Genomic DNA, 21,262 nt, shown 5'->3' with positions numbered 1-21,262 from the left:
GGAACAACTCTGGCCGGGCGACGGGGGTCTGCGATGTAGCCGTTTACACAGTCGGCGGAGGTTTTCGAGACGGCCGGCCGACGGGGAGCCCGCGGCCCTGGGCGAGGTGGAACAGCGCCCGCATGTCGACGACGGTCACCCGGCGGTTGGCCGTGCGGACCACGCCGTCCTCCCTGAGCTGGCGCAGCGCCTTGGCGACGGCCTCCCGGGTGGCCCCGATGGCGGCGGCCAGATCGTGCTGCGGCAGCGGCAGTTCCACGACGGTGCCGCCGTCCTCCTTGCGGCCCGCCCGTTCGGCGAGTTCCGCGAGCCGGGCGGCCAGCCGCTGGAGCACGGTCGCGGAGGCGAGGGAGCGGCGTTCGCTGTCGGCGCTGCGCAGCCGGGCGCTGAGCTGCCGCATGATCAGCGAGGTGGCGTGAGGACGGGCCGCGAGGAATCCCCGGAAGCGGCCCCCCGACACGGACACGGCGTCGACGCGGCTCAGCGCGGTGACGGTGGCGCTGCGCGGGCCCTGGTCCACTGCGGCCAGATCGCCCACGACTTCACCGGCGCCCCGCACGGCGAGAATGAGCCGGGCCGCGCGCTCCGTCTCGACCGAGACGACCGCCCATCCGGACAGCAGCGCGAGGACATAGGTGGTGGTGTCACGCTCGCGGATCATCACCTCGCCGGGTCGGTACGAGCGGGGTGCGCCCTCGGCGAGCAGCGCGCGGCGGTCCTGGGCGGTGAGTGCGTCGAGGAACGACCTGTGCTGACCAAACAGACTCATCGTCCCCCCACAACGGTCGATTCGGCCCTTTCTCCGGGGGACCACGCTTTCGCTGAGTGTGCCCGTTCTTCGCCCGTACCTGGCCCGTGTCTGGCCCGCACCAGTGACGCCGTCAGCAACAGAATTGACATCGCGTCACTCTGCGGGTTTTTGAACGCTAGAAGGCCGGCGGATGGGCGTCAACGCGAAGGACGCGTGCGCCCCTCAGCCGCATCCGTGCGCCCCTCGTGGGCCGATCTGCACCGGTCTGCCCCTGCGTGCGACGCAGCCGCGCCTCTCTCGGGGGCTCCGCCCCCGAACCCGCGCGCCTCAATCACCCCCAGCTACCTCCCCCAGACTCCGTCCGGGGGTACCCCCACGGAGGTACCCCCAGGCGGGGCTGAATATTTCAGCCCGTCCGGCGATTGAGGACACGGCCGAAGGCCGTACCGGGGGTCTGAAGGCGGAGCCCCCGGTTTCGGGAAGTGGGGTCCCCCGTGCGCCCCGGGGCGCACGGGGAGGAGTTGAGACATCCCCCGGCCGCGCCTCAGAGGCGGGGGTCGACCGGCTCCGACTCCAGCGCCAGGACGGCGAACACCGCTTCATGCACCCGCCACAGCGGCTCACCGTCCGCGAGCCGGTCCAGCGCCTCCAGCCCCAGGGCGTACTCGCGCAGCGCGAGGGAGCGCTTATGGCCGAGGAAGCGGTTGCGCAGCCGCTCCAGGTTGGCCGGGCGGGTGTATTCGGGGCCGTAGACGATCCGCAGATACTCCCGTCCTCGCACCTTGACGCCCGGCTGGACCAGCCGGCCCTCGGCGTCCCGGACGAGCGCGCCCAGCGGCTTGACGACCATGCCCTCGCCGCCGCGGCCGGTCAGCTCCGACCACCAGTCGGTCCCGGCGCGCACCGACGCCTCGTCGCCGGTGTCGACGATGAGCCGCCGGGTGACCTGGAGCAGTCCGCTCGCGTCATGTTCGGCGAGCCGGTCGAGCCACGCCAACTGCACATCGTGCTCCACGGCGGCCAGCGAACGGCCCCGCACGGCGAGGATCTGGAACGGCGCGAGGTGCACCCCGTCCAGACCGTCCGTGCTCCAGCAGTAGCGCCGGTACGCGGCGGTGAACGCGGACGCGTCGGCGGTGCGCTCCCGCTGGGCGGCGAGCAGGCCGTCCACGGGCACGCCGCGCGCCGCGGCCGCCTCCAGGGCCGCCGACGCGGCCGGGAGCGCCGCGCCGGCCGCTGCGCCCACCGCCGCGTACTGGCTGCGCAGCAGCCCCTGCGCCTTGAGCGACCAGGGCATCAGCTCGGCGTCGAGCAGCAGCCAGTTGGTGTCCAGCTCCTCCCACATGCCGGCCGCGGTGACGGCTGCGCGCAGCCGCTTCAGGATCGCCTCCGTCATGGCCGGGTCGTCGAAGAACGGTCGCCCGGTGCGGGTGTGCAGGGCGCCCGCCGTGTCCGTGTCGAAGCGTTCCCGGGCGGCTGCCGCGTCCCGGCAGACGAGCGCCACGGCGCGGGAGCCCATGTGCTTCTCCTCGCACACCACCCGCTCGACGCCGGCCGCCCGGTACTGGGCGAACGCCTCCGCCGGATGCTCCAGGAAGCCCCGTTCCCCCGAGGCGGCGGCGGGGGCCATCGTCGGCGGCAGGTAGAGCAGCACCCGCGGGTCGACGGCGAAGCGGCTCATGACCTCCAGCGCGGCGGACGCGTTCTCCTCGCGTACGGAGACCCGGCCCATACGGCGGGTCTCCACGATCCGCCGTCCGTGCACGTCGGCGAGGTCGAGCGGCCGGCCCTCGCGGCTGCCCGGAGCATCGGCGGCAAGCGGTCTGACCGGCTCGTACCAGACCTTCTCGGCCGGCACGTCGACGAGTTCCCGCTCCGGCCAGCGCAGTGCGGTCAGCCGGCCTCCGAAGACCGCGCCGGTGTCCAGGCAGATGGTGTTGTTGACCCAGGAGGCGCGGGGCACGGGGGTGTGGCCGTAGACGACGGCGGCCCGCCCGCGGTACTCCTCGGCCCACGGGTAGCGCACGGGCAGCCCGAACTCGTCGGTCTCGCCGGTCGTGTCGCCGTACAGGGCGTGCGAGCGGACCCGGCCCGAGGTGCGTCCGTGGTACTTCTCCGGAAGTCCGGCGTGGCAGACGACCAGCCTGCCCTCGTCCAGGACGTAGTGGCTGACGAGCGAGCCGATGAACTCGCGCACCTGCTCGCGGAAGGACGCGTCCTCCCGCTCCAGCTGCTCGACGGTCTCCGCGAGGCCGTGCGTGTGCTGGACCCTGCGGCCGCCGAGCCAGCGGCCGAGCTTGTTCTCGTGGTTGCCGGGCACGCACAGGGCATTGCCGGAGGACACCATCGACATCACGCGGCGCAACACGCCCGGGGAGTCGGGGCCGCGGTCGACGAGGTCGCCGACGAAGACGGCGGTGCGCCCGTCGGGGTGGACGCCGTCCGCGTATCCGAGCTTGGCGAGCAGGGCTTCCAGTTCGCCGCTGCAGCCGTGCACATCGCCGATGACGTCGAACGGCCCGGCGAGGTGGGCCAGGTCGTTGAACCGCTTCTCCCGCACGACGTCGGCGCTCTCCGCCTCGGCGACGCCGCGCAGGACGTGCACCTTGCGGAAGCCCTCGCGCTCCAGTCCGCGCAGCGAGCGGCGCAGCTCGCTGCGGTGGCGCTGGATGACGCGGCGCGGCATCCCGGCCCGGTCGGGGCGCAGCGCGTTGCGCTCCGCGCATACCTCCTCCGGCATGTCGAGAACGATCGCCACGGGCAGCACATCGTGGGAGCGGGCCAGCCGGATCAGCCGGCGGCGGCTCTCGGACTGCACGTTGGTGGCGTCGACGACGGTCAGCCGGCCGGCGGCGAGCCGCTTGCCGACGATGTAGTGCAGCACGTCGAAGGCGTCGCCGCTGGCGCTCTGGTCGTTCTCGTCGTCGGCGACGAGACCGCGGCAGAAGTCGGAGGAGACGACCTCGGTGGGCTTGAAGTGCCTGCGGGCGAAGGTCGACTTGCCGGATCCGGTGGCCCCGACGAGGACGACGAGGGACAGATCGGTCACGGCGAGCGTGCGTGCGGTGCTCATGCGGCCTTCACCTCCTTCTTCCGGTCGGTCTGCCGTGCGGTGAACACGGCCATCTGGGTGGGCGGCCCCACCTCGGGGTCGTCGGGACCGACGGGCGCGTGCCGCACGTCGTATCCGTACTGCCGCGCCGCCTCCTGAGCCCAGCGGCGGAACTCCTCGCGGGTCCACTCGAAGCGGTGGTCGCCGTGGCGGACATGTCCTGCGGGCAGGGACTCCCAGCGGACGTTGTACTCGACGTTCGGCGTGGTCACGATCACGGTGCGGGGGCGGGCCGCGCCGAACACCGCGTACTCGAGCGACGGCAGCCGCTCCAAGTCGACATGCTCGATCACCTCGCTGAGCACGGCGGCGTCATAGCCGGTGAGCCTCTTGTCGGTGTACGTGAGCGAGCCCTGGAGCAGGGTGACGCGGGCGGCCTGGCGCTCGCCCATCCGGTCCAGCTTCAGCCGGCGTCCGGCGAGGTTCAGCGCCCGCACCGACACATCCATGCCGACGATCTCGGTGAAGGACGCGTCCTTGAGCAGCGTCTGCACCAACTGGCCCTGCCCGCAGCCCAGATCAAGCACCCGGCCCGCGCCCGCGGCGCGCAGCTCCGCCAGGATGGCGTCCCGACGCCGTACGGCGAGAGGAACCGGCTGCTCCTCGGTGTCCGCGGTCTCGTCGACGGCGTTGTCCACGTCCTCGACGTCGAGATCGTCGGCCTCGGCGAGCCGCACCAGCTCCAGCCGGTCCATCGCCTCCCGTGTCAGGCCCCGGCGGCGCGCCAGATAGCGGCTGGCGATCAGCTTCTGCTCGGGGTGCTCGGCCAGCCAGCCGTCGCCCGCCCGCAGCAGCTTGTCCACCTCGTCGGGCGCGACCCAGTAGTGCTTGGCGTCGTCCAGCACCGGCAGCAGCACATACAGCTGCCGCAGCGCATCGGCGAGCCTCAGCTCCCCTTCCAGCACGAGCCGTACGTACCGGGACTCGCCCCACTCGGGGAACTCCTCGTCGAGCGCCACCGGCTCGGCCTGCACGGTGCTCCAGCCCAGCGGCTCGAACAGCCTGTGCACCAGCTCCGCTCCCCCGCGCGCGGGCATCGCCGGCACCTCCACGCGCAGCGGCATCGCCGCCGCGGCCCGCTCGGGCATTGCGGCGCACACCCCCCGCAGCGCACTTCTGAACACGGTGCTCACCGCCACGGCCAGCAACGACGAGGCCGCATACGGCCGGTCGTTCACATACTGCGCCAGCGCGGCGTCCGGCGCCCCACCACGCCCCTTGCCCTTGCCGCGCCTCACCAGCGCCACGGGGTCCACCTCCAGCAGCAGCGCCGCCGTGCACCGCTCGTCGGAGGCCTCGGGGTAGAAGACATGCGCCCGGCCGTGCGCGGTGGAGAAGTCCTGCGCCTTCTCCGGATGCTTGTGCAGCAGAAACCCGAGATCGGTGGCGGGACGCTCTGGAGTGCCGGTGGTGGAAATCGTCAGGAACACCTGACCGAGTATGCGTGCCGCACCCCTGGATGGACAGCGGTTTTCCCTGGTGGGACGCCATGGGGGAGGTGGGGGCACAGTGCTGGCCGGGAAGCCGCACCCGGCTCCAACCCGCTGGTCCGGCTGGAGCGGCGACCGGGCGACGCGGCAACCGGTCAAGCACACCCGGTCCGACCCGGGGGGTTCGGCCGGTGGGTCAGTGTGTGACGTCGAAGGTGGCGGCGCGGGGCACGAATGTGGTGTCCCCGTCCTCGGCCGTCGCCAGTGCCGAGGCGTACCAGGTGCCCTGGGTCAGTGCGGCAGCCTCCCGCTTCGTGACCTTCAGCGTGTAGGTGCAGCGGGTGGTCTCGTCCGAGGTCCTCTGGCACGTGGCGCTCTCCGCCGAGCCAAGCTCCACCTCGGTCGGGTCGAGCTTCGAACTCGCCGGCCAGGCGAGAACCTTGAGGTCCCGGACGCCCGAGTCGTCGCTCACGTCCACGGTGTAGGTGAACGAGCCCGCGCTGGTGTCGGACGGAACCACGTAGCGGGCCGAGCCGTTCTCCAGGGTCGGCTCCATGGAGGCCGAAGCCAGGGCGATTCCGCCGGCGGCCACGCCGGCGAGGGCTACGGCGCCGATGAGCGAGGAGAAGAGAATGCGCTTGGACATGGGGGATCCCCCTGAGTTCGTTGGAGAGTCGGCAGTGCGGAAGGCGCGGAAGAACCACTGGTGATACCGGTCTTGGAAGTGGTCGCAGCAGAGGTCGCCGACCGCGTTCTCGATGTGATCGAGCCTATGGCCCCGGTTGTGGTGCCGTCCTCGCGCCGCGGGACGATTGGCGCCTCGAACCGCAGGTAGAGACTCTGCAACCAGGGTATGAGACCGGAATCGACATCCAGCCGGAGCCGGGCCACTCAACTGCGGCCATAGCCTTGCTCCGTCATGAATCGAACCGACGACCGGCTGCTCCCGGTCCTGCTGATCTGCGCCCAGGCCGTAGTGTGGCCCGGGGCGTCGCTGGTGCGCGGCACGGTCCCGCCCGGGTCCGCCCTTCTCGTGGCGGCCCTGGTAGCCGGGGTGGTGACGGCCGCGCTGACCCTGCGCCGGGTCCGCCCGGTGACCGTCCTCGTCGTGGTCGCCGCGGCCTGTGCACTGGGCGCCGGGCCGCTGCCCGCCGGGGCGACGGCGGTTCTGGGCACCGCGGGCGTGGCGCTGGCCCTGTTCACCGTGGCGAGCGAAGGCGATGCCCTCACCGTCGTGCTGTGCGTGGTGGCGCTCGCCGCCTGGCAGCTCCTGCGGGACATCAGCCTGCACGGTCTCAGCGACCGCAATGGACTCGACATCGTCCTGACTGCGGTGCTGTACTCCACCGCGTGCGGCACCGGCCTCCTCGTACGGCGCAGAAGCCGCGCGCGGAAAGCAGCCGCACAACTGCTGAAGCGGGCCGAGTCCGAGCGCCATCGTCTCCCTGCGGCCGAACGGCACCGTATGGAACGGGAGTTGCACGACGTCAGCGCCCACCATCTGACGGCCGTGGTGGTCACGGCGGGGGCGGCCCTCGGGTTGCGCGAACGTCGGCCCGAACTGGCCGGGGAAGCACTCGAGTTCGCGGTCGAGACCGGCCGTGAGATCACCCGCGCGCTCGGCGCGGTACGGGCCCCGGCGCCCTCCCACGAGGCTCTGCCGCCACCGAAGGAGCGGCTGCTGGCCCTGATCGCGGGGTTCCGACGCCTGGACCAGCAGGTGAGCTGCGAGATCGACCCTCTGCCGGACGGTTCCGTCGCCGACGCGGCGTACGGCATCGTGCGCGAGGCCCTGACCAACGTGGCACGGCACGCCCCCGGTGCGCATACAAGCGTGCGGGTCCGATACGGCGACCCCCGCACCGACGTCGTGGTGACGAGCGCGGCACCGCCAGCCGGTGCGGTGGCGCACGGTGCGGGGCTCGGCGGCGGCCGCGGCCAGGGCTTTCTGCGGTCCCGGGCCCGGGAGGCGGGGGGTACCGTCACCACCGGCCCGACGGCGGAAGGCGGTTGGGAGGTGCGCGCGGTCCTTCCGGGCCGGAGCGCAGTCCCGATGGAGCCGTCCGTTCCGCGGAGCTACCGCCTGGCGCAGCTGACGGCCGCCGTCGGCCTGGTCGTACAGCCGCTGCTCCCGGCGCTGGTTATCCGGGCGCAGGAAGCGTCGAGCGGGACGCCGGTGTCCGCGGGCGTGCTCTTCGCGCTGCTGGCCGCGGCACAGGCGGTCGCGCTGCTGTGGCTGCGCCGGGCGCCCCACGCGGCCCATGGGGTCCTGTTCGGTCTGGCCCTGCTGTGGCCGGTGGCGATGGCCACGGGCGACTACACCGGTCCGGTGGTCCTGCCGCCTGTGCTGAGCCTGCTCGCACCCTGCGCGGCACTCGCCGCGGACGCTGCCCGCACCGTCGCCGGCGAGTCCCCTGCCGCAGACAGCACACGTGGCGAAGGTCCCCCGCGCATGGCGCTGCCAGTCCGCCTGCTCAAGCCGCGGTCGGCCCTCCCGATCGCCGCCGTCGCAGCCCACGCGGCAGCCGCGACGGCAGCCGTCCTGAACCGAGGCACGACGGTCCCCGTCTGGGCCGTCGCCGCGTCGGCGACGGCCGCGGCGTCCCTCGCGGTCGGCGTGGCCCGCTGGGGAGGAGCCCTGCACGGGCGGCGCGAGAGAGCAGACCGCGGCACGCAGAACGAACTCCTCGCCGCCTTCACCGAGGAAGCCGTCCGGGACGCGTGGGCCGAGCGACGCAGAATCGCCGCCGGACTGGAGACCACCGTCCTCTCATGCACCGCCGACATGATCGCGGAGGCGGAGGCAGGCCGGCTCGACATGACCGCCGAACGCGCCCGCGAGGCCCTCGCCGCGATGCGCTCCCTGCTCGATGCGGTCCGGGAGGGCGAGACAGAGCCCGAACTACGGCCGCAGCCCACCCTCCAGGCGCTCGACCTGCTCGCCCACCAACTCCAGGCCACCGGCCGCGACATCGAGATACGACGGACCCAACGCGTACCGGAACGACTGTCCACCGCCCTCGACCTGACCGCCTACCACGCCGCCGAGACGCTACTCGCGACCGGCGGCAAGGAGCCGACGACGCTCGAACTCGACGCAGACGACGGCATGTTGACGCTCACCGCCACCGGGGTGCCCTGCGCCGCCGACACGGACGTACGGGAGCGGCTGACCACGCGCGTCTCGGCACTCGGCGGCACCCTGACGACCGGCCCACGGGGCACGGTCCGCCTCCGGCTGCCACTCGCACTCGCACCGGACGACCCGGACGACCCGGACAGCCCGGACAACAAGGAGAGGGAACGATGAGCCTGAAGGTGCTGGTCGTCGACGACCAGGGCATCGTACGGGCGGGGTTCGCCGCCGTGATCGACGCCGAGGAGGACATGACGGTCGTCGGCGAGGCCGCCGACGGCGCCGCCGCGGTGCGGCTCGCCGAAGAGCTGGCACCCGACGTGGTCGTCATGGACGTACGCATGCCCGAACTGGACGGCATCGCCGCCACCCGCATCATCACCGGCCGCCAAGACGCACCCCGGGTCCTCGTCCTGACCACCTTCGACCTCGACGCGTACGTCTTCGACGCGCTGCGCGCCGGCGCCTCGGGCTTTCTCCTCAAGGACGTACGCCCCTGCGAACTGCTGCAGGGCATCCGGGTGGTGGCAGCCGGTGAGAGCGTGCTCGCCCCGTCTGCGACCCGCCGCCTCATCGGCCACTACGCGTCCGGTCCGGGCACCGCGGTCCCGGCCGGCAGCGCCCTCGAACTGGACAGCCTGACCGGCAGCCAGCGGGGCGTCCTGACCCTGGTCGCGTCCGGCCTCACCAACTCGGAGATCGCCGAGCAACTCGGCATCACCGTAGGCACCGTGAAGTCCCACGTGAACGCGCTGCTCCGCAAACTCGGCCTGCGCGACCGCGTACAAGCGACGATCCTCGCCTACGACCTCGGCCTCGCCCGCCCGAACCCACCCGCCAGCCACCTCTGACCACCGCGACACGATCAAGGAATCCGGCCCCATGACAGACCGACCCTTTACCCGCCGCCTGCGCCGCACCCACAGCGAGGCCGCCGCCCTGGTCTACCTGGCGGTCTGTGCCGTCCTGCTCGTGTGGGCTCTCGTAGCGACCATGGGCGACGACTCGGGCGAGTCCATGGCAGGCGTCATCCCGCTGCTCGCCACCGCCCCGGCCAGCCTCGTCCTCCTCGTGCTGCCGGACGAGCCCGTGTGGTTCATCACCGCCGTCGCCCTCGGGGCGGAGGTCAACGCCGTGGTCATCGGCTGGTGCGCCCGCGCCCTGCGCCGCAGCAACGGCCCGGGCCCCGCGTCCTGAGCGTGTTCTCCCCTTCCAATCGCCGGTCAGATCCTGGGCCTGATCAGCTCGCGTCGCCGCCTCCCGCGCCACCGGCCAGGCCAGCCACCCGCCGGCCCGTCCGGTGCGGGCGGCGGTCGCGGTGGACAGCCAGGTCCTCGCGTGGCGCGATCCGTGCCGACGGTCGCTGCGTCCTCGAGGGAACGGGGCACTCGGCCCGAGGCGCGCTCAGGCGTCCTTGAGCAGCCGGGCGAGGTCCGCGATGTCCTGTGGGCCCACGCGGCAGCAGCCGCCGATCAGCCGGGCGCCGGCGGCGGTCCAGTCGGCGAGGCGGGCGGGGGTGAAGGTCTTCTCGCCCTGCCAGCCGTGGGCGGGGGTCCAGTGCTCGCCGCTGTTGGGGTAGGCCACTCCGGGTCTGCCGGTGACGGCGGCGGCGATGGAGACGGCGGAGGCGGCATCGGCGGGGGCGACGCAGTTGACGCCGGCGGCGATGACGGCGGGGGTCGCGGCGGGGAGTGCGAAGGCGTCGGCGAGGGGCTGCCCGGCGCGGGTGTGGGCGGCGGTGGCGGTGTAGGTGAGCCAGAGCGGGATGCCGCAGCCCTCGGCGGCGCGCAGGAGGGCTTCCGCCTCGTCGGCGTCCGGGACGGTTTCGAGGGCGAGGACGTCGGGGCCTGCGGCGGCCAGGGTTTCGACGCGGGGGCGGTGGAAGCGGGTGAGTTCGGCGACGCTCAGGCCGTAGCGGCCGCGGTATTCGCTGCCGTCGGCCAGCATGGCGCCGTAGGGGCCGACGGAGGCCGCGACCCACACCTCGTGGGGGACCGTCTCGGCGGCGCGTCGGGCCAGGGTGACGCTGCGGGTGAGGAGGGCTTCGGTCTCCCGGCGGGTGACGCCTCGGCGGGCGAAGCCCTCGAAGGTGGCCTGGTAGCTGGCGGTGATCAGAACTTCCGCGCCGGCCCGTGCATACGCCGTGTGCGCCGCCTCGATCCGGCCGGGGCCGTCGGCGAGCAGCCGGGCGGACCACAGGTCGTCGGAGAGGTCGCAGCCCTGCGCCTGGAGCTGGTTGGACAGGCCGCCGTCCAGGAGGACGACGCGTTCGGCGAGCACATCGGCGAGTGCACGGGAAGGCTTCATGGTCGTCTCGGCAGGTCGGTGAGATGGATGGGGTGGGATAAGACGGGTCGGGTGGGCCGGGTCAGGTGAGCTGGGACTGGACCTGGGAGGAGATCAGCTCCAGGTGCTCCAGGTCGTCGAGGTCCAGCACTTGGAGGTAGATCCGGGAGGCGCCGATCGCCTGATAGCGGCCGATCTTGTCGACCACTTCGGCGGGGGAGCCCGCAAGGCCGTTCGCCTTCAGCTCCTCGACCTCCCTTCCGATCGTCGCCGCACGGCGGGCCACCTCGGCGTCGTCCTTGCCGACGCAGACCACCAGGGCGTTGGAGTACACCAGCTCGCCGGGGCCGCGCCCGATGGCCTGTGCGGCGGCCCGCACCCGGCCGAACTGGCGCTCGCTGTCCTCGACCGAGGCGAAGGGGATGTTGAACTCGTCCGCGTACTGAGCGGCCAGCCGAGGGGTGCGGCTGGCGCCGTGGCCGCCGATGAGGACCGGCAGCTTGCGCTGGGCGGGCTTGGGCAGCGCCGGGGAGTCGGTGAGCCGGTAGTGCCGGCCCTCGTACGAGAACGTGCGGCCCACCGCGGTCCCCCACAGACCGGTGACGATGGCCAGCTGCTCCTCGAGGCGGGCGAACTTCTCCTTGGGGAACGGAATGCCGTACGCCCGGTGCTCATCCTCGAACCAGCCTGCGCCCAGGCCCAGTTCGACCCGGCCGCCCGACATCTGGTCGACCTGTGCGACCTGGATGGCCAGCACGCCCGGCAGCCGGAAGGTGCCGGCCGTCATGAGGGTGCCGAGGCGAATCCGGCGGGTCTCGCGGGCCAGCCCGGCGAGGGTGATCCAGGCGTCGGTGGGGCCGGGCAGCCCGTCGGCGGCGGAGCCGGCGCCCATGCGCAGATAGTGGTCGGAGCGGAAGAAGGCGTCAAAGCCCAGCTCCTCGGCGGCTTTGGCGACCGTGAGGAGCGTGTCGTAGGAGGCCCCTTGCTGGGGTTCGGTGAAGATTCGAAGATCCATGGAATCCATCCTGCACCTTCGAACGGCCGTCAACGGTCCGGGCGTCAACTGTCCGCCATCTGCACGGTCGGGTGAAATCACGTCAACCCGGCGCGCCGTGTCCGGCAGGCCCTGTGACCGGCCCGTACGGAGTGTCGTTGGCTCGGGCGGAGCCGGACCGCCCGGCCCGCGCGCCGGCAGCCGCCGCCGGTGCGTCCATCTGACGTGTCGCCGCTCCCCGACGCCGACCTTCAGTCCGCCGACCGGAGGGGCGGGCAGGGCCACCGGGGCGACGACGTCTGAGCGTCCCCGTCCGCCGAAGGCGTCATGGGCCCGCCGTCGAGTCCACCGAGTCGGGGGCGCATAAGTCGGGTCCCTCCGGCAGTGCGGACAGCTTGGCCCGCTCCACGATGGGGTCCCCTCGGCCTCTGACCGCCTCGGGGGGCCTCTCCGCCCGCTCGGGGTCACGCGCCGCCAGCCGTCTCAGCATCCCCCGCACCCGGTCGCTCGACTCGTCGGCGGCGTCTATCGCCTCGATGCACTGCCAGTACAGCCCCTCCTCGTCGGTGGCGCAGGCGACGCCGACGAGGGCCATGCCCACTTCCCCCAGCAGTGCGTTCAGCGCGAGCAGCGTGCCCCGCTCGTCGGCGACCCGGGTCAGCTTCGCCGCCCGGACTCCATCCGCGCGCACCGTGGGGCAGTCCAGCCCGGCGCACCCCCGCCCGCCGGTCTCGCTGAGCGCCCGCGCCTCGCCTCTCAGCTCCACCGGTCCGCACAACGCCAGTCTCGCGCCGATCGCCTGGGCCAGGATCTGGGCCTGCCATGCCTCGACAAGGATCTCGGGCACGGTCCCGCCCCGGGCCAGTGCGTCCCGCCCTGCTGCGATGAGCCTCTCCGCGTCCATGTACGCCGCCCCCGTTCGTACGACTAATCTGCCCACAGAGGTATTACCCAGAGTGAAGCGCGTTGAGCCGTAAGGCCAGGGGATTTCGGAAATCTGTGGACAGGAAGGCTGTTGTGGATAACTCTGTGACTCCATAGAGTGATGAACAGCGATCACTCGACGGGGAATCGGAGCTCGTTCCGGTCGATCTTTTCGGACAGCGCCGCAAGCGCGTCCACCCCGAGCACCTCGCAGAACTGCAGCAGATACGCCAACACATCGGCGACTTCGTCCCGCACCCGGTGCGCCGCGGCCTCGTCCCGCATCACCCCCGCCGACTCCTCGGGGGTCAGCCATTGGAAGATCTCCACCAGTTCGGACGCCTCGACGCTCAACGCCGTCGCCAGGTTCTTGGGCGTGTGATACGGCTGCCAGGACCGGGCGGCGGCGAAGTCGGCCAGCCTCCGCTGGAGTCCCTCGACGGTCGGTCTCCGCTCTTCTCCGCAGTGCGCGTCATCGGTCATCACAGGTGAAGGTCTACCATGCTCGCCCCTTCCACCCCACGCGCAACTGAGGCAGCAGTGGCATCGGTGACTGTGCCCACCAGCCGGATATGTCCGCGGGCACACATCTCCGCCGCCAGCGCGAGCAGTTCGCGCAGCTGTGCGGCGTCCAGGCAGCGGTCGAGTCCGTCGGCGAGCACCGCGAGGGTCTGATACGCCGACGGGATCTCGGAGGCCTGCTCCACGGCCAGCACCCCGGGGCCCGTGAGCAGGACGAGCGCCAGCGCCAGGAAGCGCAACTCGCCGTCCCCGAGCCGTTCCACGGGAGTGGCAGCGCGCCCCGCGCCCCGGTCCAGCAACGCCCGCACGGTGCCGTCGGCGAGCGCCTCCGCGGTGAGGTCCGCGACCGGGCCCGCGCATCCGGCCCGCGCCGCCGCGGCCAGCCGTCCGTGCCGTCGCGCGCACTCGCTGCGCGTACGGTGCAGCACGTCGGCGAGATTGCCGCAGCCGCGCAGCAGCCTGCCGTCCCCCTCGGGCGCGGGGCGGCGCATCCGCTCCGGCTGGGGGTCGCAGGCGAACAGCGAACGCAGCGCCACCACCGTCTGCTCGGCCGCCGCCAGCACCCGCAACTGCCCCTCCGTCCTGCCCGCCACATGCAGCGGCAGCAGGGCGGTGGCGAGCCGGTCGTCCGGCAGGACGGCGCGGGTGGCTGCGCGGGTGCCACGGGCGCCGCCCGCGCCGGAGGCGTCATGCGTGTGCCAGGCGGCCTGCACGCGCCGGTGTCCGCGGCCTCGCACCGGGGCGGTGCTGAGCAGCGTGGTCCCGCCGCTGGTCAGCCGTTCGCCGACGATGCGGAGCCGGGGCTCGGCCCGTACCGCCAGATCGAGCCGCACGGGTCCGTCCGGGCCGTCCACGGTGCAGCCGATGCGGAACGGGCCGCGGTCGACGGCACTTACCGGCGCGGCCGCCCCATCCAACGCAGCAGGCCCGTCCAACGCGCCGGCCCCGTCCAACGCCCTGGCCCCGTCCCACGCCCCGGCCCCGTCCCACGCAGCAGGCCCGTCCCACGCGGCCGCCCCATCCAACGCAGCAGGCCCGTCCAGCACGCCGGCCCCTTCCGGCACACAGGCCGCGGGGTCGGGGAACGCCGCGGCGAGTTCCTCGCCCGCCGCCAGCCGCGCCAGCCCCTCGTACGCCCGCAGGGCGGTCGACTTGCCGCTGCCGCTCGGCCCGGCGAGCAGTGTGAGCGGGGCGGCGAGCGGCACGGTCGTGTCCCGGTGTGCGGCGAAGGGCGAAAGGCGCAGCTCCGTGACCACGGGCCGCTGGAGAGAGGGCGTCATGATCAGGACGCTAGGGAGCGCTCCGCGCGGCGAACCGTTCCCTCCTCTCCTCCTTCCTACGAATGGGGGACGGCCGCGGCCGCGACGCCCTCCACCTCCGTGCCGACCGGCGTGAGCAGAAAGACGTTCCGGTCGACCCGGTGCATGGCGCTGCCGAGCCCGAAGACGACGCCGCTGCTGAAGTCGAGGACCCGCTTGGCCACATCGGCGTCCGCGCTGGTGAGATCGAGCAGCACGGGTATCCGGGCGACGAGGTACTCGGCCACCTCGCGCGCGTCGGCGAAGATCTGCACACGGAGGACGACCATCCGGCGCTGCTCGGCGGAGTCCCGGGCCGCGGACGGACCGGCTGCGCCGGCCGCGGCCCGGGCGCCGTACTCCCTCGGGATGGTGCGGTGATCGCCCTGCGACGGCCACTCGTTGCGACCGCGCAGCGGGACGACCTCCGCGAGGCCCTCCCACTGTTCGTCGGTGGCGTCGTACCTCTCGTACCTACTCATGGCTCCATCCTCCCGCCCCTCACCCGCCCGGCCCAACAGCGACACGGACGAGTGAAAGGTGGAATTCGAGTGACGGGAGGGATGGATGCGCAGGTCAGTGGCGGGATCCGTCGGATCGGGCGACCAGCGGCAGGGGCCGCAGCGGCGGTCAGCGGCGCAGCGGGCCCTCGCAGCTGAAGCCCGAGGTGCCCGCGCGGCCCGAGGACCAGATGTCGACCGGGCCGAAGGAGCAGTTCATGTCGTTGAAGTTGTTCCCTCCCTTGAGGCTGCGGTCCAGGATGAAGTAGTCGACGGTCTCCGACATGTCCTTGAACACCCGGTTCGGGTCGCCGGAGTCGGAGAGGTTCGCCGTGATGCGGCCCGTGCAGACGAAGCGCGCCTTGCCCGACGTGTCGCCGTTGTCCTCGCACTCAGGGGTGTTGTACGTCGCGGAGGCGAACGCGGCACGCACCTCGCCAGCCGTCGCGTACCTCAGCTCCCCTCCGGGGACGTATGTCGTGTCGGGCGTGAACAGCTCGTCCACCTTGGCGATCTGGGCGTCCAGGAAGGCGTCGTACCCCCGCTGGAGCGCGGCGTCGGAGCCGAGGCGGGTACGCCAGGCGTCGAACGCCGCCGGGTCGTCGGCGCGCAGATGCCGGTACATCTCCTGGATCAGGGAGGGGCGTTCTTGCCAGAGGTACTCGAAGAAGGCGCCCGCGTACGAGTAGAAGCGGAAGCCGTCGCCGTCGTAGGTGGCGTGCAGTATCCGGTTCACGGACATCCGGGGACCGCCGCCGGCGGTGTCGTCGATGATGCCGCGCACCAGGGACTTGCGGACGGCGATGCCCTCGTCGCGGGTCGCGCCGTCGAAGAACTCCGCGGTCCCCTCGTCCATCGCGGTGGTGCGGTCGCCCCGGTACCAGGCGCCTTCTCCGAAGTAGCCGGGCACGGCGAAGCGGCCGTTGAGGTAGTGGACGTACTCGTGGCGGAACAGCTCCTCCAGGGTCAGCGAGGAGTCCTGCGGGACGCGCCGCTGGTAGGTGTAGAAGGTCGCGCCGCGCTCGATGTAGATGCCGCCGTTGTTCGTGCCCATGCCGGTGAGCAGCGGATGGTAGGTCTCGTAGTCCGCGCGGGAGGCGTAGAGCACGATGTTCAGCACGTCGTTGACGTCGCCCGCGAGCGGCTCGGTGCTGCCGACGACGCGGTGGAACTGCGCCCTGACCTGCTTGCTCGCGTAGTAGAGCTGGTCGACGACGGCGCGGTCGAGTCCGGTGCGGACCCTGATCGTGCCGTTGTCGTAGAGATAGGTGTGCGGGAACAGCTCTTTCTCGATGTCCTCGATGCACACCTTGTACGGCTTGCAGGCGTCGTAGTGGTTGAGCCAGGAGGCGATCTTCGCCCAGGGCTCGCTGCCCTTGCCGTAGTTGCGGACGGTCTGGCCGAGCAACCAGCCCAGTTCATTGACGATCTCGTCGCGCAGGGAGTCGATCTGGCCGAACCGGGCGTACTCGCTCAGGGCGTCGCGGACCGTCCACTCGTTGGGCGTGCCCACGAGGTGGGTGTGGTCGACGAAGTCCATGAACCTCTGGCGGTAGTAGGGGTCGCCGGCGACGGCGTCGTGGAAGGCGGTGTCCTGGTTGCCGGGGTAGACGCCGAGGTAGTTGACGCTGAGCGCGGCGAGCGCGGCGCCGCCCCAGGCCGGGTCCGCGTAGGTGGCGCCGTGGTACTCGCCCATGGTGGCCAGCACCTTCTGGATCAGGCCGAGCTGGTGGTGGCGCAGGCCCTCGGCGCTGGCCGCGTAGAGGGCCTCGCGCAGGGTGTCGGCGTTGCTGCGGGTCGCCCGGAAGGTGCGGCGGGCCTCGCCGAAGGCGTGGACCGCGTCGCGGACGGCGGCCACGGTGGGCGGGTCGGTGAGGTCGATCTCCTCGTGTGAGAAGTCGTGGTACGCGACGGCGTGGAGATAGGTGAACATCTCGTACAGGTTGCTGCCGTTCCTGCCGTCGTGGTTCGGCGCGAGGGCGGTGATCCGGCGGGCGACGGTCTGGACGTGGGCGTCCGACATGACGGGCGCGAGCCTCGCGTCCCAGGTCCAGATCAGGCCGGAGAGGCAGCCGTCGACGGTGACGGCGGGATCGGCGAGGAAGTCGGCGAAGCGGTCCGGGGACAGTCCGGCGATGCCGTCGAGGGTGCAGGGGACGGCGCCGTCGAGGGCGTGCGGCGGCTGGGCGGGGGCGTCGGCCGCGGCGTTCGCCTCGGGTCTCGGTCCGTCGCCGCGGGCGACGTCGCCGGGTATGCGGCCGGCCGCGACGCCGCCGCCGGGGGCGAGGTTCTCGGCGTGGACGGCCGTGGGTGCGGCTCCTCGCCGGTCGACGTGGTCGAAGGGGTTCTCGGCGGTGGGCTGTTGGGCGGCGACGGGAGCGCCGGTGCTGGTCTGCGGCCCTGCGGAGGCTTGGGACGCGCCGAGCAGCGGGGCGGCGAGCGCTGTGGAGATCGCGGCTGCGAGAAGGGTTCTGCGCAGGGTACGGCGATGGGACACGTGTGCTCCTGGGGGTTGTGGGAGGTGGGAACTGCGCTGCGGCGGCTGGTGCTTCGGCACCTCGTCGAGGATGACGACTCCGAGGTGTGACCCGTAACATAGTAATGTGAAATTGCACTGACAACCCGTTGGTTCTTTCTCGTCCATCTGCACTCCTGGAGGATCCATGTCCGAACAGGCAGCCGCCCGCCCCGCGTCGGCGAACGTAGGCAGCCACGACCTGGCCGTCTCGCCTGCGCTCGCCGCCTTCATGGCGCAGGGCTGGGCGGCCTCCCCGCTGCCCGAAGACATCCGCCTGGCCGCCGCGGACGTCACCCCCGCGCGCAGGGCGCGGCTGTCCGCCCGCTTCCCCGGCGAGCGGCTGGTCGTGCCCGCCGGGGAGCTCAAAGTCCGCTCCAACGACTGCGATCACCGCTTCCGGCCGCACAGCGCGTACGCCTGGCTGACCGGACTGACGGGCGAGGAGCAGGCGGGGCACGTTCTGGTCCTGGAACCGTGCGGGACCGGCGCGGGCGGCGCGCCGGGGCACGAGGCGGTGCTGTTCGCACGGCCCCGGTCGCCGCGGGGGCCCGACGCCGGGGACGGGTTCTACCGCGACCGCCGGTACGGGGAGTTCTGGGTCGGCCGCCGCCCCGATCCGGCCGAGTCGGAGCGGCTCACCGGCATCCGCTGCCGGCATCTCGACCTCCTTGAGGGCTTCCTCACCGGCCCCGCGCCGACCACGCGGACGCTGGGCGGCGTCGACCCCGGCATGGAACTGGCCGCGGCGCTCGCCGAGTTGCGCCTGGTGAAGGACGCCTGGGAGGTCGGCCAGCTGCAGCTGGCCGTGGACCACACCGTCAGCGGCTTCGAGGACGTCGTACGGGCGCTGCCGCGCGCGCTGGCCCATCCGCGCGGCGAACGCTGGATCGAGGGCGTCTTCCAGCTGCGCGCACGGGCCGAGGGGAACGGCACCGGGTACGAGACGATCGCAGCATCCGGCGCGCACGCGTGCGTACTGCACTGGACACGCAACGACGGCCCCCTCGACCGCTCACAGCTGCTCCTGCTCGACGCGGGCGTGGAGACCGACACGCTCTACACCGCGGACGTCACCCGCACCGTCCCCCTGTCCGGGCGCTTCTCCCCGGTGCAGCGCCAGGTGTACGAACTGGTCCTGGCGGCCCAGGAGGCGGGCATCGCGGCGCTGAAACCCGGAGCGAGCTTCCGGGACTTCCATCAGGCGGGGATGCGGGTGATCGCGGAAGGGCTCGCGGAGTGGGGGGTGCTGAAGGTCTCCGCGGATGAGGCGATGCGACCGGAGAGCGGGCTGTACCGGCGCTACACGCTGTGCAGCAGCGGCCATATGCTCGGCCTCGACGTCCACGACTGCGCGAAGGCGCGGGCGGAGACCTACCTCGACGGGGTCCTGGAGGCCGGCCAGGTGCTCACCGTCGAACCGGGTCTCTACCTCCAGCCCGACGACGAGACCCTTCCGCCGGAGCTGCGCGGCCTCGGCGTCCGCATCGAGGACGACCTGCTGATCACCGAGGACGGGGCGCGGCTGATGTCGGGCGCGCTGCCGAGGACACCCGGCGCGATCGAGGAATGGATGGGCGCGCTGCTGGAAGGGTGAGGCGCGACGCCCCGCCCGCTACCGACTCCTCTCGCTCGCGCCGTCTGGCGTGGCTCTTGAGGGGCACCCCCACCACACAGTAAAATGTCACACGTCATACAAAGGGAAGCGAGACATTTCATGAACTCCCGCACCATTCATCACCAACCGTCGCGCCGTGAGCACCCCTGGCGCGGCATCATGGTCGCCACCGCGCTGCCGCTGCGCGAGGATCTCTCCATCGACTACGACGCCTACGCCGACCACGTCCGCTGGCTGATCGACTCCGGCTGCGACGGGGTCGTGCCCAACGGGTCGCTGGGCGAGTACCAGACGCTGAGCGACGCCGAGCGGGAGCGGGTGATGGCCACCGCCGTCGAGGCGGCGGGCGGCGGGGACCGGGTGATGCCCGGGGTCGCCGGGTACGGCAGTGCGCAGGCCGTGCGGTGGGCCGAGGCCGCGGCGCGCGCCGGGGCGGGCTCGGTGCTGCTGCTGCCGCCGACCGCGTACCGGGCCGACGACGCGTCCGTGCGGGCGCACTTCGCCGAGGTGGCGCGCGTCGGGCTGCCGGTCGTCGCCTACAACAACCCGAGCGACACCCGGGTCGACCTCACCCCGCCCCTGCTGGCGGAGCTGCACGCACGGGGCTCGATCGCGGCGGTCAAGGAGTTCAGCGGCGACGTCCGGCGGGCCTACGAGATCGCCGAACTCGCCCCGGAGCTGGATCTGCTGGTCGGCGCGGACGACGTCCTGCTGGAGCTGGCGGTCGCCGGAGCGGTCGGCTGGATCGCCGGCTACCCCAACGCGCTCCCCCGCTCCTGCGCCGAGCTGTACCGCGCCGCCGTCTCCGGAGAGCACACCACGGCCCTGCGGCTGTACCGCACACTGCACCCGCTGCTGCGCGAGGACTCGAAGACCGAGTTCGTCCAGTCGATCAAACTCTCCATGGACATCGCGGGCCGCCCGGGCGGACCGGTGCGCCCGCCCCGCTCGCCGCTCTCCGCCCAGCGGGCGGCCGCGGTGCGCGCGGCGACGGAGAAGGCGCTCGCGGAGGGGTGCGGCTGATGCGCACACGTCGCGTGCTGCACACCGTCGAGTCGCACACCGAGGGCATGCCCACCCGTGTCGTCACCGGCGGCGTCGGGGTGATCCCCGGCGCGACCATGGCCGAGCGCCGCCGGCACTTCATCGAGCACATGGACGAGCTGCGCACGCTGCTGATGTACGAGCCGCGCGGCCACTCCGCGATGAGCGGGGCGATCCTCCAGCCGCCCACCCGCCCGGACGCCGACTGGGGCGTGCTGTTCATCGAGGTCTCCGGGCTGCTGCCGATGTGCGGACACGGCACGATCGGGGTGGCGACGGTCCTGGTGGAGACCGGCATGGTGCCCGTCGTCGAACCCGTGACCACCGTCCGCCTGGACACGCCGGCCGGCCTGGTGACCGCGGAGGTACGGGTGGAGGACGGCGCGGCGCGTTCGGTGACGCTCGCCAATGTGCCGTCGTTCTGCCTGGCGCTGGACCGGAAGACGGACGTGCCGGGGTACGGCACCGTCACCTACGACCTGGCCTACGGCGGCAACTTCTACGCCGTCGTCCCGCTGGAGAGCCTCGGACTGCCCTTCGAGCGGGCCCGCCGGGACGACATCCTCGCCGCGGGGATGGCGGTCATGGCGGCCGTCGACGCCGCGGAGCGGCCGGTACACCCCGAGGACCCCGCGATCACCGGGGTGAAGCATGTGTATCTGGCCGCGCCCGGCTCCGACGCCGTCCGCTCCCGCCATGCGATGGTGATCCATCCGGGCTGGTTCGACCGCTCGCCCTGCGGCACCGGCACCTCGGCCCGGATGGCCCAGCTCCATGCGCGCGGCGAGCTGTCGCTGCACCGCGACTTCGTCAACGAGTCCTTCATCGGCACGCGGTTCACCGGACGGCTGACCGCCGAGACGACGGTCGGCGGACTGCCGGCGGTGGAGCCGTCCATCACAGGGCGGGCCTGGATCACCGGCGCCGCCCAGCACTTCCTCGACCCTTCCGACCCGTTCCCCGGGGGCTTCCTGCTGTGAACCACACCCATGACGCCGATTCCGTACGGTCGGTCAACCCTGCCGATCCCGCCGATGTGGTGTGCGAGCTGCCCGCGACCGGCGCCCGGGCCACGGCCGACGCGGTCGTACGGGCGCGGGCGGCGGCGCCCGCGCTGGGCGGCGCGGCCGCC

General features: G+C 72.5%; 17 protein-coding genes. 6 read left to right on the top strand and 11 right to left on the bottom strand.

The annotated features are described in order from the left end of the window. Nucleotides 1–43: 43 nt before the first annotated feature. The 4 genes from QCN29_RS32900 to QCN29_RS32885 form a co-directional block, all read right to left on the bottom strand. Nucleotides 44–769 carry a Crp/Fnr family transcriptional regulator gene (locus tag QCN29_RS32900; RefSeq protein ID WP_279932746.1) on the bottom strand — a complete coding sequence of 242 codons (726 nt, stop codon included), beginning with the start codon at nt 767–769 and terminating at the stop codon, nt 44–46. Between the two features lie 526 nt (nt 770–1,295). Continuing rightward, entirely contained in the window at nt 1,296–3,824 is a 2,529-nt protein-coding gene (locus QCN29_RS32895; RefSeq protein ID WP_279932745.1) for a polynucleotide kinase-phosphatase, read from the bottom strand. Then, nucleotides 3,821–5,293 carry a 3' terminal RNA ribose 2'-O-methyltransferase Hen1 gene (locus tag QCN29_RS32890; protein WP_279932743.1) on the bottom strand — a complete coding sequence of 491 codons (1,473 nt, stop codon included), beginning with the start codon at nt 5,291–5,293 and terminating at the stop codon, nt 3,821–3,823. The genes QCN29_RS32895 and QCN29_RS32890 overlap by 4 nt, the downstream gene beginning before the upstream one ends. 196 nt (nt 5,294–5,489) lie before the next feature. Further along, nucleotides 5,490–5,939, bottom strand: a complete 450-nt coding sequence (locus QCN29_RS32885; protein ID WP_279932741.1) for a DUF5707 domain-containing protein — start codon at nt 5,937–5,939, stop codon at nt 5,490–5,492. A 273-nt stretch (nt 5,940–6,212) separates the two neighbouring features. Between QCN29_RS32885 and QCN29_RS32880 the strand changes: the two genes are divergently transcribed. Genes QCN29_RS32880 through QCN29_RS32870 form a run of 3 tightly spaced genes read left to right on the top strand, consistent with a single transcriptional unit; the run spans nt 6,213 to nt 9,626 of the window. Further along, nucleotides 6,213–8,603, top strand: a complete 2,391-nt coding sequence (locus QCN29_RS32880) for a sensor histidine kinase (protein ID WP_279932739.1) — start codon at nt 6,213–6,215, stop codon at nt 8,601–8,603. Beyond that, nucleotides 8,600–9,280: a response regulator transcription factor gene (locus tag QCN29_RS32875; protein WP_279932738.1), complete on the top strand. Its 681-nt coding sequence runs from the start codon at nt 8,600–8,602 to the stop codon at nt 9,278–9,280. Before QCN29_RS32880 ends, QCN29_RS32875 begins: the two co-directional genes overlap by 4 nt. 31 nt (nt 9,281–9,311) lie before the next feature. After that, nucleotides 9,312–9,626, top strand: coding sequence for an SCO4225 family membrane protein (locus QCN29_RS32870; RefSeq protein ID WP_279932737.1), 315 nt, complete (start codon nt 9,312–9,314; stop codon nt 9,624–9,626). A gap of 207 nt (nt 9,627–9,833) precedes the next feature. Here QCN29_RS32870 and mmuM read toward each other — a convergent pair whose 3' ends face one another. The 7 genes from mmuM to QCN29_RS32835 all read right to left on the bottom strand — a co-directional run bounded on the left by mmuM (nt 9,834) and on the right by QCN29_RS32835 (nt 17,450). Next, on the bottom strand, nt 9,834–10,736 hold the full coding sequence (gene mmuM / locus QCN29_RS32865; protein ID WP_279932736.1) for a homocysteine S-methyltransferase: 903 nt from the start codon (nt 10,734–10,736) through the stop codon (nt 9,834–9,836). Between the two features lie 61 nt (nt 10,737–10,797). After that, nucleotides 10,798–11,730 carry an LLM class F420-dependent oxidoreductase gene (locus tag QCN29_RS32860; RefSeq protein WP_279932735.1) on the bottom strand — a complete coding sequence of 311 codons (933 nt, stop codon included), beginning with the start codon at nt 11,728–11,730 and terminating at the stop codon, nt 10,798–10,800. Between the two features lie 304 nt (nt 11,731–12,034). After that, nucleotides 12,035–12,613: a DUF6099 family protein gene (locus QCN29_RS32855; protein ID WP_279932734.1), complete on the bottom strand. Its 579-nt coding sequence runs from the start codon at nt 12,611–12,613 to the stop codon at nt 12,035–12,037. 152 nt (nt 12,614–12,765) lie between these two features. Next, entirely contained in the window at nt 12,766–13,116 is a 351-nt protein-coding gene (locus tag QCN29_RS32850; protein WP_279932733.1) for a nucleotide pyrophosphohydrolase, read from the bottom strand. Beyond that, nucleotides 13,116–14,435 carry an ATP-binding protein gene (locus QCN29_RS32845; RefSeq protein ID WP_279932732.1) on the bottom strand — a complete coding sequence of 440 codons (1,320 nt, stop codon included), beginning with the start codon at nt 14,433–14,435 and terminating at the stop codon, nt 13,116–13,118. Before QCN29_RS32845 ends, QCN29_RS32850 begins: the two co-directional genes overlap by 1 nt. Before the next feature lie 56 nt (nt 14,436–14,491). Then, entirely contained in the window at nt 14,492–14,935 is a 444-nt protein-coding gene (locus QCN29_RS32840) for a cell division protein SepF (protein WP_279932731.1), read from the bottom strand. Nucleotides 14,936–15,083: 148 nt separating this feature from the next. Beyond that, nucleotides 15,084–17,450 (bottom strand): collagenase, encoded by a 2,367-nt coding sequence (locus QCN29_RS32835; protein ID WP_279932730.1) that lies wholly within the window; start codon nt 17,448–17,450, stop codon nt 15,084–15,086. 166 nt (nt 17,451–17,616) lie between these two features. Between QCN29_RS32835 and QCN29_RS32830 the strand changes: the two genes are divergently transcribed. The 3 genes from QCN29_RS32830 to QCN29_RS32820 all read left to right on the top strand — a co-directional run bounded on the left by QCN29_RS32830 (nt 17,617) and on the right by QCN29_RS32820 (nt 21,110). Next, on the top strand, nt 17,617–19,065 hold the full coding sequence (locus QCN29_RS32830; protein ID WP_279932729.1) for an aminopeptidase P family protein: 1,449 nt from the start codon (nt 17,617–17,619) through the stop codon (nt 19,063–19,065). A 120-nt stretch (nt 19,066–19,185) separates the two neighbouring features. Next, nucleotides 19,186–20,109, top strand: coding sequence for a dihydrodipicolinate synthase family protein (locus QCN29_RS32825; RefSeq protein WP_279932727.1), 924 nt, complete (start codon nt 19,186–19,188; stop codon nt 20,107–20,109). Further along, a complete protein-coding gene (locus tag QCN29_RS32820; protein WP_279932726.1) occupies nt 20,109–21,110 on the top strand; it encodes a proline racemase family protein in 1,002 nt (333 codons plus the stop codon). The genes QCN29_RS32825 and QCN29_RS32820 overlap by 1 nt, the downstream gene beginning before the upstream one ends. Nucleotides 21,111–21,262: the final 152 nt, after the last annotated feature.

Origin of the sequence: Streptomyces chengmaiensis (assembly GCF_029846775.1) — a bacterium.
In the GTDB taxonomy this organism is placed as follows: domain Bacteria; phylum Actinomycetota; class Actinomycetes; order Streptomycetales; family Streptomycetaceae; genus Streptomyces; species Streptomyces chengmaiensis.
This window is presented reverse-complemented; position numbering and strand designations above follow the sequence as displayed.